The 15,016-nt window shown below is 56.7% G+C and carries 13 protein-coding genes and 1 pseudogene; 2 read left to right on the top strand and 12 right to left on the bottom strand.

Going from position 1 to position 15,016, the window contains the following annotated elements; genetic code table 11:
- Positions 1–17: 17 nt before the first annotated feature.
- Positions 18–437: a thioredoxin TrxC gene (trxC, locus tag SERAS12_RS19660; protein WP_013814243.1), complete on the bottom strand. Its 420-nt coding sequence runs from the start codon at positions 435–437 to the stop codon at positions 18–20.
- Positions 438–645: 208 nt separating this feature from the next.
- Between trxC and SERAS12_RS19655 the strand changes: the two genes are divergently transcribed.
- On the top strand, positions 646–1,737 hold the full coding sequence (locus SERAS12_RS19655) for a tRNA/rRNA methyltransferase (RefSeq protein ID WP_006327493.1): 1,092 nt from the start codon (positions 646–648) through the stop codon (positions 1,735–1,737).
- Between the two features lie 123 nt (positions 1,738–1,860).
- Here SERAS12_RS19655 and emrB read toward each other — a convergent pair whose 3' ends face one another.
- From emrB to SERAS12_RS19625, 6 genes and pseudogenes are all read right to left on the bottom strand, one after another.
- Entirely contained in the window at positions 1,861–3,396 is a 1,536-nt protein-coding gene (emrB, locus tag SERAS12_RS19650) for a multidrug efflux MFS transporter permease subunit EmrB (RefSeq protein WP_013814242.1), read from the bottom strand.
- A gap of 17 nt (positions 3,397–3,413) precedes the next feature.
- Complete coding sequence (gene emrA, locus SERAS12_RS19645; protein WP_013814241.1) at positions 3,414–4,586, bottom strand: multidrug efflux MFS transporter periplasmic adaptor subunit EmrA; 1,173 nt, start codon at positions 4,584–4,586, stop codon at positions 3,414–3,416.
- Positions 4,587–4,611: 25 nt separating this feature from the next.
- The gene (locus tag SERAS12_RS19640) at positions 4,612–6,063 is read right to left on the bottom strand and encodes an efflux transporter outer membrane subunit (protein ID WP_013814240.1); all 1,452 of its coding nucleotides are present in this window, start codon (positions 6,061–6,063) and stop codon (positions 4,612–4,614) included.
- 28 nt (positions 6,064–6,091) lie between these two features.
- A complete protein-coding gene (mprA, locus tag SERAS12_RS19635) occupies positions 6,092–6,610 on the bottom strand; it encodes a transcriptional repressor MprA (RefSeq protein ID WP_004953780.1) in 519 nt (172 codons plus the stop codon).
- A gap of 301 nt (positions 6,611–6,911) precedes the next feature.
- Positions 6,912–7,151, bottom strand: a pseudogene (locus SERAS12_RS25820) (branched-chain amino acid ABC transporter permease); the annotation flags it as partial.
- Positions 7,152–7,275: 124 nt separating this feature from the next.
- Complete coding sequence (locus tag SERAS12_RS19625; RefSeq protein ID WP_013814239.1) at positions 7,276–8,475, bottom strand: MFS transporter; 1,200 nt, start codon at positions 8,473–8,475, stop codon at positions 7,276–7,278.
- 104 nt (positions 8,476–8,579) lie between these two features.
- Between SERAS12_RS19625 and SERAS12_RS19620 the strand changes: the two genes are divergently transcribed.
- Positions 8,580–9,455: a LysR family transcriptional regulator gene (locus tag SERAS12_RS19620; protein WP_013814238.1), complete on the top strand. Its 876-nt coding sequence runs from the start codon at positions 8,580–8,582 to the stop codon at positions 9,453–9,455.
- Positions 9,456–9,487: 32 nt separating this feature from the next.
- On the opposite strand, the gene proX (SERAS12_RS19615) is transcribed toward SERAS12_RS19620, so the two are convergent.
- The 5 genes from proX (SERAS12_RS19615) to SERAS12_RS19595 form a co-directional block, all read right to left on the bottom strand.
- The gene (gene proX, locus SERAS12_RS19615; RefSeq protein WP_013814237.1) at positions 9,488–10,489 is read right to left on the bottom strand and encodes a glycine betaine/L-proline ABC transporter substrate-binding protein ProX; all 1,002 of its coding nucleotides are present in this window, start codon (positions 10,487–10,489) and stop codon (positions 9,488–9,490) included.
- 33 nt (positions 10,490–10,522) lie between these two features.
- A complete protein-coding gene (gene proX, locus SERAS12_RS19610) occupies positions 10,523–11,518 on the bottom strand; it encodes a glycine betaine/L-proline ABC transporter substrate-binding protein ProX (RefSeq protein WP_013814236.1) in 996 nt (331 codons plus the stop codon).
- Between the two features lie 61 nt (positions 11,519–11,579).
- Positions 11,580–12,707, bottom strand: coding sequence for a glycine betaine/L-proline ABC transporter permease ProW (gene proW, locus SERAS12_RS19605; RefSeq protein WP_013814235.1), 1,128 nt, complete (start codon positions 12,705–12,707; stop codon positions 11,580–11,582).
- Positions 12,700–13,902 (bottom strand): glycine betaine/L-proline ABC transporter ATP-binding protein ProV, encoded by a 1,203-nt coding sequence (proV, locus tag SERAS12_RS19600; protein ID WP_013814234.1) that lies wholly within the window; start codon positions 13,900–13,902, stop codon positions 12,700–12,702. The genes proW and proV overlap by 8 nt, the downstream gene beginning before the upstream one ends.
- Before the next feature lie 416 nt (positions 13,903–14,318).
- Positions 14,319–15,005: a response regulator gene (locus SERAS12_RS19595; protein WP_013814233.1), complete on the bottom strand. Its 687-nt coding sequence runs from the start codon at positions 15,003–15,005 to the stop codon at positions 14,319–14,321.
- Between the last annotated feature and the right edge of the window lie 11 nt (positions 15,006–15,016).

Genomic DNA, 15,016 nt, shown 5'->3' with positions numbered 1-15,016 from the left:
GGTATAGACTTTCTGCGTTAAACTAGTTCATTGAGCCAGTTATCGAACGGCGTTTTCGGCATCGCACCGTTGAGCATGTCGACCATTTTGCCTTCACGGAACAGCATGATGGTCGGAATACTGCGGATACGGAAGCGGGCGCTCAGTTCCGGTTCGGCTTCGGTGTTCACCTTCACGAAGCGTACTTTGCCGGCGCGTTCTTCGGCAACGTCCTCGAAGACGGGCGCAAAGTTGACGCAGGGGCCGCACCATGGCGCCCAGAAATCGACCACTACCGGCAGGTCATCCTGCAGCAATTGGTCCAGCGTGGCTGCGGTGGCGTTGATCACTTCGCCGTCAAATAGCGGGTGGCCGCAGCGGCCACATTTCGCGCCGTCCGCCACACGTTCTTCAGGTACGCGATTGGTGGCATTGCAAGCTGCACAGACTGTATTCATGTTTACCTCGGAGACTGAGAAAGCATTCCACGCCGCAGTCAGGTTGCGGAGTTGTTTCTTTAATGCTGGTTATTATCGGTAAAAACGGGGCATTGAACAAAGAGGTTTGTTCAATGGATACGATAGTTGCTAGCTTTTAGCGCAAGTAGGTGGCTTAGCACCCCAACATCAGGTAATCTTCGCGCCCTGCGCGTTGGTGGAGAAGACAATGAACGATTCATTTAGTGGCAAAAACGGTAAAGTTAAAGTGATGTACGTCCGCAGTGACGACGACAGCAGCAGCGACGACCGTAACAAGAATAAACGTCCGGCCGGCAAAGGCCGTCCGGCTGACGGTGCGCGCTCTGGCCGTACCGGTCAGGACAAGCCGCGTGGCAATAATGATCGCCGTGGCTCCGATTCTCGCCGCAGTGAAAGCGATCGTCCTAGCCGTCCGGCGCGTACTGAAGACCGTGGCGGTTATGATTCGCCGTGGAAAACCGTGTCACGTGCCCCGGAAGAAGAGCCGGCGTTCGATCACGGCGGCATCAGTGGCAAAAGCTTTATCGATCCAGAGCAGTTGCGCCGTCAGCGCGCGGAAGAAACCCGCGTCTACGGTGAGAATGCCTGTCAGGCACTGTTCGCCAGCCGTCCTGACGCCATTGTCCGCGCCTGGTTCGTGCAGTCCGTTACGCCGCGTTTCCGCGAAGCGCTGCGCTGGATGGCGGCTAACCGCAAAGCCTACCACGTGGTGGATGAAGAAGAGCTGGCGAAAGCGTCCGGCACCGAACACCACGGCGGCGTGTGTTTCCTGATCAAAAAGCGTCAGGGTCTGGATGCGCAAACCTATCTGAAAGAAGCCCCGGCGAAAGATTGCGTGCTGGCGCTGGAAGAAGTGGGCAACCCGCACAACCTGGGCGCTATCGTCCGTTCTTGCGCCCACTTTGGCGTGAACGGTGTGCTGTTGCAGGATCCGGCGGTGCTGGAATCCGGTGCGGCGGTGCGTACTGCTGAAGGCGGCGCGGAGCACATCAAGGCGATTAACGCCGATGATTTCCTGTCGGTGTTGGATACCTTCCGCAAAGCGGGTTACACCATCGTCACCACCTCAAGCCACAAAGGCACGCCGTTGGCGCAGGCCAAGCTGCCGTCCAAAATGGTGCTGGTGCTGGGCCAGGAACGTGACGGTCTGAGCGACAGCGCGTGGCAGCAGGGTGATATGAGCGTGTCTATCGGCGGTACCGGCAAGGTGGAAAGCCTGAACGTATCGGTCGCGACCGGCATTTTGCTGGCCGATTGGTGGCGCCAGAATCAGGCGTAACGGTTAGAAACCCGGAAACTTTGAAGCCGCTGTGTTATGGGCGGCAACTGGCCATTCGCTGGGTATCATCGGAAATATAAAGAACGGGCGCCTCAGAAGGGCGCCCGTTTTGTTGGGTGAGATTCAGTGAGCGCCGCCGCCCCCGCCACCGGAGCTGAATGGTGGTTTCGCCACCCAGACCAACGCCAGCAGGATCAGGAACACCCCCGCCGCCAGCCAGAAGATCTCGTTGGCAGAGATAATCAGTCCCTGTGCGGTGATCTCGTTGGCAATATAAGCCGAGGCCTGCTGTTTGCTCATGCCAACCTGTTCCAGCTGTCGGTACATCTCCTGCGACTGAGGGTTATAAGGATTTACAAACTCCGCCAGCTGCGAGTGGTGCTGCGATTCCCGCTGGGTCCACAGCGTGGTGGTAATCGAGGTGCCGATTGAACCCGCCAGCGTACGGGTAAAGTTCGACAGGCTCGATGCCGCCGCCATGCGCTCCGGCGGCAGGCCGGACAGCGTAATGGTGATCAGGGGCATAAAGAAGCAGGCAATGGCGAAGCCCTGGATAAACTGCGGCCAGGCCGAAGCGCCAAAATCCATTCCCGGTTCAAACGTATAGGCGCGCCAATAGAAGCACACGGCATACATAACGAAGCTGAAGGTCACCAGTCGACGCATATCCAGCCGGTTACCGAATTTACCGATAATCGGCGACAGCAACACAGGTAACAGCCCGATAGGTGCCGAAGCCAGGCCGGCCCAGGTGGCGGTATAGCCATATACCTCCTGCAACAGCTGCGGCAACAGCACGATGGAGCCGAAGTACAGCATGTAGGCCAGGCTGATGCACAGGCAGCCGATGGTAAAGTTGCGCGATTTGAAGAGCGACAAATCCACCACCGGGTGGTCATCCGTCAGCTCCCACACCACCAGGAACACCAGCGCCACCACGGCGACGACCGTCAGAACGATAATCTCCGTCGAGTTGAACCAGTCCAGCTCTTTACCCTGATCGAGCATCACCTGCAGCGAACCGATGCCGACAATCAGCAACACCAGACCGACGGTGTCGATCGGTTTGATCTCGGTTTTGGTTTCTCTGCCTTTCAGCGTCGCCATCGCCACCAGGATCACGAACAGACCAATCGGAATGTTGATGAAGAAGATCCAGCCCCAATGATAGTTATCACTGATATACCCGCCGAGGATCGGCCCGAAGATCGGCGCGACGATCACCGTCATCGACCAGAGCGCCAGGGCCATCGATCGCTTGGCGGGGGGATAGTTATTCAGCAACAGGCTTTGTGACAGCGGGATCAACGGCCCTGCCACCAACCCCTGGATCACGCGGAAGAAGATCAGCATGCCCAGGCTGTTGGAAATGCCGCACAGCCAGGAGGCGAGGGCGAACAGCGCGGTGGACCAGAGGAACAGGCGCACTTCACCGATGCGCTTGGCCAACCAGCCGGTGATCGGAATGGAGATGGCATTCGCCACCCCAAACGAGGTGATCACCCAGGTTCCCTGTGAGTTGGAGGATCCGAGATTACCGGCGATGGTCGGTATCGCCACGTTGGCGATAGTCGAGTCCAGCACCTGCATGAAGGTCGCCATGGCGAGCGCGACCGTCATCCAGGCTAACTGTGCGCCTTCAAGCGGTTTCTGTGCCAAGGTAGCCTCCCGCACGCTTAGCCGGCATTCGCATGGATCACGTCGGCGATCATTTGATCAACCGGCGCCAGATTCAACGCCAGTGCGTTGGTCTGGTACAGCGGCTTGTCACGCACCACGTCAGACAGCACGCGGCCGTCCAGATTGGTGGTGTCCACTTTCACCTGTGTCGACAGACCAATGCGCAGCGGATGGTCGGCAATCTGTTTGGCATCCAGCTCAATACGCACCGGCAGACGCTGAACCACTTTGATCCAGTTACCGGTGGCGTTTTGTGCAGGCAACAGCGAGAACGCGCTGCCGGTGCCCATATCGATGCCGACGACTTTGCCGGTGTACACCACGTCATCACCGTAAATGTCACTGACTACGGTTGCCGACTGGCCGATGCGCATATTGGCGATCTGGGTTTCTTTGAAGTTGGCGTCAACCCAGACGTGCTCGGCAGGGACCACCGCCATCAGCGGGGAACCGGCGGCGATTTGCGCGCCCACCTGTACGCTGCGGCGGGAAACATAACCGGTGATCGGGCTGATGATTTTAGTCCGTTGCAACGCCAACCAGGCGTCGCGCATCTGCGCGGCGGACTGCTGAATTGCCGGCTGTTTCTCCAGCGGAGTATCCAGCACCATCGCCTGATTGGCGTTGTATTGCTGTACCGCCACTTCCAACGCCGCTTTGGCGCTGTCGACAGCATCACGCGCATGTTGCAGTTCTTCGCGCCCGATGGCGTCAATGTTGCCCAACACCACGCGGCGTTTGAGGTCGTTCTCCGCCTTGCTCAGGTCAGACTTGCGCAGGGCAATATTGGCCTGATACTGCTTGCTGTTGATGATCAACTGGTGGGTCTGGCGCACGCTGTTGGCCAGGCTGGTCTTGGCGCGCTCCAACGCCTGCTCGGCATCGGTCGGATCGAGCGTCAACAGGACATCACCTTGTCTGACATAGTCGGTGTTATCGAAATTGACGCTGTTTACGCTGCCGTTCACCTGCGCCATGATCTGCACCTGGTTGCCGGATACATAGGCATCATCGGTTTCCTGATGATGACGCAGCACCAGGAACCAATACACTAAATAAGCCACCCCAATAACAATGAAAATAACCGTCAGCAACAGCAGCCAAAACTTGCGCTGCTTCTTTTTGCCGCTCGGCTGCTGCGGGTTTTGAGTCTCCGCGCTTGCGCTCATGGTGTTCTCCAAGCTCTCTATTTTATTATGCTTTTGAATCCGCTATGGCCGGGGCTTGATAGCCACCGCCCAACGCGCGGATCAGTCCTATCTTCGCCTGCAACAAATTGCTGCTGGCTGTCAGTTCCGCCTGTTGCTGCTGCAAGAGCTGCGTCTGGCTGGTCAACAGTTCGTCGCGCCCGATAATCCCTGCCTGGTATCGTGCGTTTGCGACTCGGTACACCTGCTGCATCGATTGGGACGCGGATGCCGCCTGCAACTGCTGTTGCGCAGTACTTTGCTGGACGGTGATGGCATCGGCGGTTTCCTGCACGGCATTCAGGATGGTTTGGTTATAGGATTCCACCGCTTCGTCATACAGCGCGGACTCCTCACCCAACTTGCTGCGCAGCGCACCGGCGTGGAAGATCGGCAGCGAAATCGCCGGCATCACGTTCCAGGCCTGGCTGGCCGCTTCAAACAGATTCGGGCTGGTGCCGGAGGTATTGGTGGTGGTCAGACCGGCAAAGGCCGAAATGGTCAGGCTGGGATAAAATTCTTTACGTGCGGCGCTGACGCGTTGGTTGTAGGACTCAACCAATTGACGTTGAGCGGCGATGTCCGGGCGTTTCCCCAGCAGATCTGCGGTCAGTTCGCCTTTTGGCGCCATCAGCGTATTGGCGGGCAAAGCCACCGGACGCAAATTTTGCATGGCGCTCGGGCCTTGGCCGGCGAGGGCCGCCAACTGATGTTTAAGTTGTTCAATCTGCGATTGCAACTGGAGGATCTGTTGCTTGGCGCTGTCGGCCTGCGCCTGGGTTTGTTGCGGAATATCAATGCCGGTGATGCCGGCTTTATACTGCCGCTGGCGTAGTTCCGTCAGGCTTTGGTTGTTGTCCACTTCCTGTTGCAGCAGTTTTTCCTGCGCGAAATTGCTCTGCAACTGGTAATAGGAGGAAGCCACCGAACTGGTCAACGTCAACGCAGCCTGTTCCTGCTCGGCACGGGCCGCATCGACCTGAGCCTTGGCGGCGTTGACCTGGTTGCGGTACTTGCCCCACCAGTCAAATTCATAGGCCAGATTCAGCCCCAGCGAGTTGGAGCTTTCATAGATTGGCTTATGCGGATACCCCAACCCCATATTGACGTTTTGCGGGACTTTCTGGCGGTTGGTGCTGGCGTTCAGATCCAGGTTCGGGCCGTTGGCGGCATTGGCTTGGCCCATGACGCTCTGCGCTTCGCGCACGCGGGCCGCGGCCTGGCGCAGCGTCGGCGAGCTTTGCAGCGTTCGGGTCATCAGGGCATCGAGCTGTGGATCGTTAAGCGCACGCCACCACTGCGGGCTGACGTTCAGCGAGCTGACCTTCGGTTGCGACAGCTGCAGGCTCTGCGAGTCCATCAGGGTGGATTGCGGGGCAATATTATCGGTAGATGCACACCCGGCCAGCAGTAATACCGCGAACAGCGGGGTGAACCTCCAGTTAAATGGGGATCGCATAAGTAAGTACCTGAACAGAAATTGTGAATTAGGATAACTGTTCTGTGATTTCCATTTGATCCAGACGTGCCAATAGTTTGCGCGTCAGCTTTTCAAGCTGTTGCTGTTCATCATTGTCCAGCGTGGACCACAGGAAATGCAGACATTTGTGCTGCGGTGGCAGCAGTTGACTGAGAAACTCTTCGCCCTGCGGCGTCATATGCAGATGCAGGCAGCGGCGGTCATGGTCGCTTTCACGACGCTCAATCCAGCCGCGTTTTTCCAGCTCATCGGCAATGCGCGTAGCATTGGTGCGCGAAGAACCCAGAGCAGAGCTTAGCTCAGAAGGCTGAATGCTGTGATTTTCCTGAGCATCCAGGGTAATCAGCGCCATAAACAATGTTTCGTTAATCCCTTGTGCCTTGAGCATTTTATTGCGATTTTCCAGCAGCTTACCTTGCATGTGCATACACAGCCGGGTCAGAAGAATTTCCTGATAAGGAAAATCCTTCTGACGTTTTGCACGAAAATTAAGCATTTGTTCAATGGGAGTAAACGAGCTTTCCATAATTTAGGGCCTCATTAATTTCGTTCGAGATAGTAACGATAGTGACTAATAATGTAAATGTTCAGCAGAGTGAATAATTTAGCTATTCGTGTCATTTGTCAGCTTTTTGTAAATGACCTATGCCTGAAAAAAGCTTTCGTGTGATGTGGCGCACGAAATTACAGGTTATTTCGGCTGAAAATCATAAATAATATTAATGTTACAACAAAGGTTGCCGTACCGATTTGTAGGGGAAAAATGATGCTTTTGCTGCGATAAAGCATAGATCCAGCGCGATAAAACCGGCCAGCGCTCGCCACCACCAGGCCGATTGATGCAAGACTACGGGGGCGGTAATCACAGACTGGTTGGCGGCCACAGAGATTAGGCAAGAAAAGAAAAGGCTCTCGAGCGGTGAGGATCCCAGCTTGACGGCACTCAGACCAAAAGCAAAGGCCACTGGCATGGAGCCGATGACGATCGGTAAACTGTCGACGATGCCGTGGACGAAGGGCGTTCTGCCGCTGGGGGCATTGTCGTTTTCTGCAGTTTGGCTTTGCATTTTGTGTTCTGATCGCAGGGTATATAGGACATCAATAGTTCATGCTCAGAACATTACCAGAGAGTGAGTAACGTTTATACCCTGCGGAGCTAATAAATTTCCAATATTATTATTCGCGTGCTAATTAGATCGTTGCCGGTCCCTGCGGGTCATGATGCTTGCCGCGCCACCAGATCAGCAGATTCAGCACGCACAAAACGCCTCCCGTGGCGGCGACGCCAGACCACCCAGCGTGCTGATAGGCCGAGGCGGATAGCAGAGAACCGAGCGCGCCGCCGATAAAATAGCTGGTCATATAGCCGGCGGTCAGGCGGTTACGCGCTTCCGGCATAATGCGGTACATCACGCTCTGATTGGTGACGTGCACGGCCTGCACTGCCAGATCGAGGATCAGAATGCCGGCGATCAGCGCCCACAGCGATTGTGCAGCGAAAGCGATGGGTATCCAGGACAGCAGCAGCAGGATCAGGCCCAACGTCGTGGTTAAACCGGCTTTACCCTTGTCCGCCAGATGCCCGGCGCGGGAGGCGGCGAGTGCACCGGCGGCGCCCACCAGGCCGAACAGGCCTATCACCCCTTCGGAATAACCAAACGGCGGCGCTGCCAGCAGGAAGGCCATCGAAGTCCACAGCACGCTGAAATTGGCGAATGACAGCGCGCCAATCGCAGCACGGGTGCGCAGCAGCGGCGTGCCGTAAAACAGGGTGAAGATCGATTTCAGCAACTGAGGGTAATTCAGGCCGGAATGCAGTTTGTAACGCGGCAGCGCGCGCCACAGGATCAGCGCCATCAGGATCATCAGCCCGCTGGCTACCCAGTAAATGGTGCGCCAGCCGCCGATCGACGCCAGCGCCCCGGCCACGGTGCGCGCCAGCAAAATGCCGAGCAGCAGGCCGCTCATGATGATGCCGACGGTTTTGCCGCGTTTTTCCGGATGCGCCAGGGTGGCGGCCAGCGGCACCAGGATCTGCGCCACCACCGAGAACAGCCCGGTAAGCGCGGTACCGAGGATCATCACCGGCAAGGTGGTTGAACTGGCGGTGATCAACATGCCGCCGGCCGCCAGCAGTGTCATGAAGACGATTAGCCCACGCCGTTCGAACATGTCGCCGAGCGGGACCAGCAGCAGCAAGCCGGCGGCGTAACCCAACTGAGCGGCGGTGACGATAAAACCGGCCTGATTGACCGACAGCGCAAAGTTCTTGGCAATGGTTTCCAGCAGCGGCTGCGCATAATAATTACTGGCGACGGCCAGGCCGGTGGCGATGGCGATCAGGGCAATCAGCGCTGGGCTGAGGCCCGGGTGGGGATTTTGTTGGCTCATAAAGGTTTAATCACAAGAAGAAGTGATGCGCAGTATCGGGCAGGACAGTACGCGAAACCAATGTATAATTTTCATTTGATTAATCTCTTTTTGCGATAGATGCCATGAACCTGAAACAGATCCGCTTTGCACTGGCGGTAGCCGAAGAACAGAGCTTTACTCGTGCGGCGCAACGCTGTCACACGGTGCAATCGGCACTCAGCCATCAGATCGCCAAACTGGAGGAGGAGCTGGGCTGCGCATTGTTTGAACGCACCTCGCGCCGGGTCAGGCTGACCAGCGCCGGACAGGCGTTTATTCTGCCTGCGCAGCGGCTGCTGGCGGCCAAACAATCGCTGGTGGAAGAGGTGGTGGCGGCCAATGGGACGATTTCCGGCACCTTGACCATCGGGACCATCTCAACCATAAACGCGATTGATCTGACCGAAAAACTGAGCAAGTTTCATCGCCACTATCCGGCGGTTAACATCAGGTTGTATGTGGGCATGAGTGAGGAACTGCTTGAGGATGTCCGCCAGCAGAAGACCGACGTGGCGTTTGTCGGGATCTGGCCGGGAGATATCGATATGCTGCCGGTATCCCATCGTCAGTTGACCGACGAGCCCCTGGTGGCGCTGGTGGCGGCGCAGCACCCCTTGGCCAACCGCCAGCGGGTCAATTTGCAAACCCTGTCGGAAGTGCCGCTGGTGGATTTTTACAGCGGTACCGGCGCCCGGCGCCAGACCGACCGCGCGTTTCAGGCTGCGGGCATCAAGCGGCATATCAGTTTTGAAATCGATCATATCGAATGGCTGGAAAATCTGGTGCAGCGGGGGTTGGCGGCGGGCATTGTGCCTATCTCGACGGCGCAGCGTCTGAGCGCGCTGGTGTCTATCCCGATTGAAGATGGCCCACGGCGGCAGGTGTATTGCGTATGGCCGCAGCAGCTATCGAGGACAGCCGAACGCTTTTTGCAGTTCAGCGGGATTGAATTGACGTAATAAGGGGCGCAGTGGCCTGCGCCCCGCAGGGGTTATTGCTTCGCAGCTTCTGCAGCGGTTTTCACCCAACCGTCGAAGGTCGCCTGGTGCGCCTTGATCCAGCCGTTAACATGGCTCTGGATATCGGCGTCGGACGCCTGGCCTTCATGCATACGCAAATTCTGCGCATTCACGTCGGCAATCGGCAGCTTCATAATGGCGAACAACTTGGCGGCCGCCGGGTTGGCTTCTGCCCACTTTTTGTTGGCGGCGATACGCATGGTGTTCACCGGGAAACCATAGTTGGCACCGTTCGGCAGCTTGGTATCCACATTTTTCTGCTCGCCCGGCAGGGAAGAGAACGGCACTTGCAGCCAAACCACGTCACGTCCCGGCACCAACACGTCGCTTACCCAGTACGGAGTCCAGGTGTAGTAGAGTATCGGTTTGCCTTCTTTGTAGCGGGTAATGGTATCGGCGATCATCGCCGCGTAGTTGCCCTGGTTGTGTTCGACGGTTTTGCTCAGGCCATAAGCCTCGATATGGTGGTTAATCACCGCCTCGCAACCCCAGCCCGGCGTACAGCCGGTCAGATCAGCCTTACCGTCGCCGTTGGTGTCAAACAGCTTGGCGATCTTCGGATCTTTCAACTGATCTACGTTGGTGATGTGGTATTTATCGGCGGTTTTCTTGTCGATCAGGTAACCCTGCGCCGCGCCGTTGACGTACACCCCTTCGCGGTAGAATTTGGCGTCGCCGCCTGCGGCCTTGTACTGATCGGCGTGCAGCGGATCCCAGTTCACCGCGAGGAAGGTGGCGTCGCCGGAGGCGATAGAGGTGTAGGCGACGTTATAATCCACTTCGCGGGTGTCTTTGACGTCATAACCGAGCTTTTCCAGTGCCTTGCTGACCAGTTGCGTCTGGAAGGTTTCTTCAGAAATGGTGCTCTGTAGCGGCTGTACCGTTACGCCTTTTCCCGGTAAGTCAGCGGCGAAAACCGCCTGCGAGCCAATCAGTGTCGTAAGGGCAACCGCCCAGATTCCTGTAGTGCGCATAGTGAAATACCTTTTTATGTTGTGAAGTCGGGATTATTTCGCTGCCGCGGCAGCGGTGTTTACCCAGCCGTCAAAAGTGGCCTGATGGGCCTTAATCCAGCCGTCTACGTGGCGCTGTATATCGTCCGCTCCGTTCTCGCCGTTGTGCATGCGCAGGTTTTGCGCGTTCACGTCCGCCAGCGGCAATTTCATGATGGCAAACAGTTTGGCGGCAGCCGGGTTGGCCTGCGCCCACTGCTTGTTGGCGACGATATGCTCGTTATTGACGGCGAAACCGTAATTCTTGCCGTTTGGCAACGCGGTATTGCTGTCTTTCAGTGAGCCCGGGCTGGCGGAGAACGGAACGGTCAGCCAGACAACGTCACGGCCGGGCACCAGTTCGTCGCTGACCCAGTAAGGTGTCCAGGTAAAGTACAGCACCGGTTTACCCTGCTTATAGCGGGTCAGGGTATCGGCGATGATGGCGGAGTAGTTGCCCTGATTTTGGGTTACGGTACCGCTGAGCCCGTAGGCCTTGATATGGGTGTCAATTACGCTGTCGCACACCCAGCCCGGTTCACAGCCGGCCAGATCGGCCTTGCCGTCGCCATCGGCGTCAAACAGCTTTGCCAGCTTGGGATCTTTCAACTGGGAAATATCGCTGATGTAGTATTTGTCGGCAGTTTTTTTATCGATCAAATACCCCTGCGCCGCATTGGCGATATAAGCGCCCTGGCGATAAAATTTCTTGTCGCCGCCGGCGCTGTTGTACATATCGGTTTGCAGCGGATCCCAGTTCACCGCCATGTAGGTGGCGTCGCCGGAGGCGATGGAGGTATAGGCGACGTTGTAATCCACCTCGCCGGTGGGTTGGACGTCGTAGCCCAGTTTTACCAACGCGCGGTTGACCAGTTCGGTCTGAAAACTTTCTTCCGCGAGTGTGCTTTGCAGCGGTTTAACCGTGACGCCTTTGCCGGGAAGTTCGGCGGCGAACGCCTGTGTGCTTAGCAATGAAGTCAGGGCAACAGCCCAAATTCTTGTCGAGCGCATAGTGTTTCCTTCGGTTTTATGGAGCGGCCAGCGCCCCCGACGGTTCGCCGGGGGCAGGGCATTAAGGCTTTTTGATGAAGGGGCGGGTAAGCAGCCCGATCGGGCCGTGAGCGTACCAGCGGCCCATGCCTTTGCTGCGGCGATCGCGCCCCAGCGACTGGGTGAGACGATCGAGAATAATCGCCAGGATCACGATGCCGACACCGCCCACGGCGGCCAGCCCCATATCCAGCCGGCCGATGCCGCGCAGCACCATTTGGCCCAGACCGCCGACGGCGATCATCGAGGCGATAACCACCATCGACAGTGCCAGCATCAGGGTTTGGTTAACGCCGGCCATAATGGTCGGCATCGCCAGCGGCAATTGTACTTTGAACAGTAACTGACGCGGGCTGGAACCGAAGGATTCGGCAGCCTCGATCAGATCTTCCGGCACCTGTTTGATGCCGAGAATGGTCAGACGCACGATCGGCGGCAGCGCGAAGATAATGGTTACCACCACCCCCGGCACGTTGCCGATACCGAACAGCATGACGATCGGCACCAGATAGACGAACGCCGGCGTGGTCTGCATGGCGTCGAGCAAGGGGCGTATGATCTTGGCGGCATGTTTGCTGCGCGCCAGCCAGATGCCTAGCGGCAATCCGATGACAATGCAAAAGAACAGAGCGGTCAGCACCAGCGCCAGCGTTACCATGGCCTGCGACCAGGCGCCAATCGCCCCTATTGCAATCAGGGACACCAGGGTAGCGGCACCCATGCTGAGGCTGGAGATCTGCCAGGCGATCAGTGAGAACACCAGAATGGCGATCGGTGCCGGCATGCCGAGCAGTAACTGCTGAAAGCCGCCGAGGATAAAGTCGACCGGTACGCGTATCCCCTGAAACAGCGGGCGGAAGTGCAGGACCAGCCAGTCTATGCCTTGAGTCACCCAGGAATCGAACGGCACCCAGGCCTTGTGGAACGGATCGAGCAGGTTGAAATGCTCCGGCTGGGCCGGTGCGCTGTTAAGCCAATCAGAACCCTGAGCGGCCTGATTGGCCGCGTCGTGTGTTGCCGGTGGCGGTGCGCTGGACCAGGCATCGCCGCCACTCTCGGCAGGAGCCGCAGAAGCGGCGGCATCAGTCGCCGGTGCGGCGCTGGGGTCGGCAGGCGCGGTGGCCCATGGATCCTGTGTTGTATCACTCATTCGCTGGGCCCTCTTTATCCAAGGCCTGCAGCAGCATGGCCTTGGAAATAATTCCGATATAGTTGTTTTCTTCGCAGACTACCGGCACCGCGCACGGGGCTTGGGCAACCAGGGAAATCAGTTCGCTCAGCGGCATATCCGCCGCTACCGGTGCCGGGGCGTCCAGCAGGGCGTCATCCAGCGTCTGGTTGGCGGCCAGCGCCTGTTTGAGCGAATCTACCGACACCACGCCGATAAATTTCTTTCCGCGTTCAACAACATAACCATAATCGCGGTCTTCATCGCGCAGCAGCTGCAACGCCGAGCGCGGACCAAAACCGGGGGTTTTACGAATCAGGGCAACCGGGCGGCGTTTGGCGATATCCTTCGCGCTGAACACGTGGCTGATATCCACGCCACGGAAGAAGGTGCGGACATAATCGTTGGCCGGATTATTTAATATTTCCTCCGGCGTACCGACTTGAATCACCTCGCCGCCTTGCATAATCGCAATGCGATCGCCAATACGCATCGCTTCATCCAAATCGTGGGAAATAAACACGATAGTGCGCTGATGCCGGGCCTGTAATTTGACCAGCTCATCTTGCATTTCGGTGCGGATTAAGGGGTCGAGCGCCGAGAAGGCTTCATCCATCAATAATATGTCCGGATTATTCGCCATGGCGCGGGCTAATCCCACACGCTGGCGCATCCCACCGGAAAGCTCATCGGGATAAGAATGCGCATAATTCTCCAGACCGACCTGTCGCAGGGCATCCAGGGCTTTTTCCTGACGCTCCTGCGGCGGTATTCCGGCTAATTCCATGCCGAAGGCGGTATTATTCAATACGGTCATATGCGGCATTAAGGCGAATGACTGGAACACCATGCTGATCTTATTTCGGCGTACGGTGCGCAGCGCACTGTCGGATATTTTCGATATATCCTCGCCGTCAATCAGCACCTGCCCGCGAGTGGGTTCTATCAGACGATTGAGAAGGCGTACCAGGGTAGATTTTCCCGAACCGGAAAGCCCCATGATGACAAATATCTCGCCTTCTTCAATGGCCAGAGAGGCGTCTTTCACGCCAAGCGATAATCCGGTTTTTTCAAGCAGTTGGTCTTTTGTCAGACCTTTATCAATCAGTTTGAATGCTCGTTCCGGATGCTCACCAAATATCTTATACAGGTTCTTTACTTCAAGTTTAATTGCCATGCAATTTGCTGTTTCCTCTGATGAATTATCAAACGATAAAAACGTCCTAATAGAAAATAATAGTCGCCTATACCCTAACACAGTGAAGTTCTGAGACAACCCTCAATGTCCCGGAGTGAGAATGTTGGCGGTTTACATCGGCCTGTCGATTAGTTATGGTAGCTTGGCCCACGTTAAATTATTGTTAGGATGTTTCTGAATTATATTTCTCGCTGAAAGGTGATATTTCACAGGAATAATGGCAAAAAAATCTCGCTTTATTTCCCCTGCAGGCTGCCGTTCAGACAATAAAAAACCCGACCAGAGGTCGGGTAAAAGTCATCAGTATTTCATCAGTATTCAACGACAGGTGCCGATATCGAGGGGGATATCGTCGCAAGCACTGTACGCCCCCTATATGACAGCCATATTGCAGCTTAAGCTTTGCGATACAGGCGGCGTGGATGGCCGATATTGCCGTACATCATCTCCACGCGCACGAATTGGTTGGCGACGCAGTATTCCAGGTAACGTCGGGCGGTGGTTTTGCTGATGCCGACCTGCTCGACGACGTCTTCCACCGCGTGCGCGATCTCCGGCTGGTTGATAAACAGCGCCTGCACCAGCTCCAGCGTATTGGCTTCTATGCCTTTGGCGCTCGGTTCGCTGGAAAACTGTTTGGATTGCAGGTTATACAGCGCATCGACGCTGCTCTGGTCTATCACTTTGAAGCTGCGCTGGGTCTGCACAAACTGCATAAAACGCTCCAGCGAGTTACGCAGCCGCTTGTAGGACACCGGTTTGATGATGTAATCGAAGGCGCCGTTGCGGATTGCCTGGCTGCAGGTATTCATATCGCTGGCGGCGGTAATGAAGATCACCGAACACCCGGGTTTTTTCACCGCCGGCTCTTCCATCAGTTCAATGCCCTGACCGTCCGGCAGAAAGTTATCCAGCAGGATCAGCCGTGGCTGATGCGAGTTGACTTTGGCCCTGGCTTCGGCCAGCGTGGCGGCATAGGCCACCACCCGCAGAGCAAAGTTCTGCTCGATGAACTCTGCGTGCAGCGTTGCCAACTGTGGCTCATCTTCCACGATCAAAACGTCCAGTGCTTCGTGTTGCATAATCGGGTGCT

The sequence above is a fragment of the Serratia sp. AS12 genome (genome assembly GCF_000214195.1).
Lineage (GTDB): Bacteria > Pseudomonadota > Gammaproteobacteria > Enterobacterales > Enterobacteriaceae > Serratia > Serratia plymuthica.
This window is presented reverse-complemented; position numbering and strand designations above follow the sequence as displayed.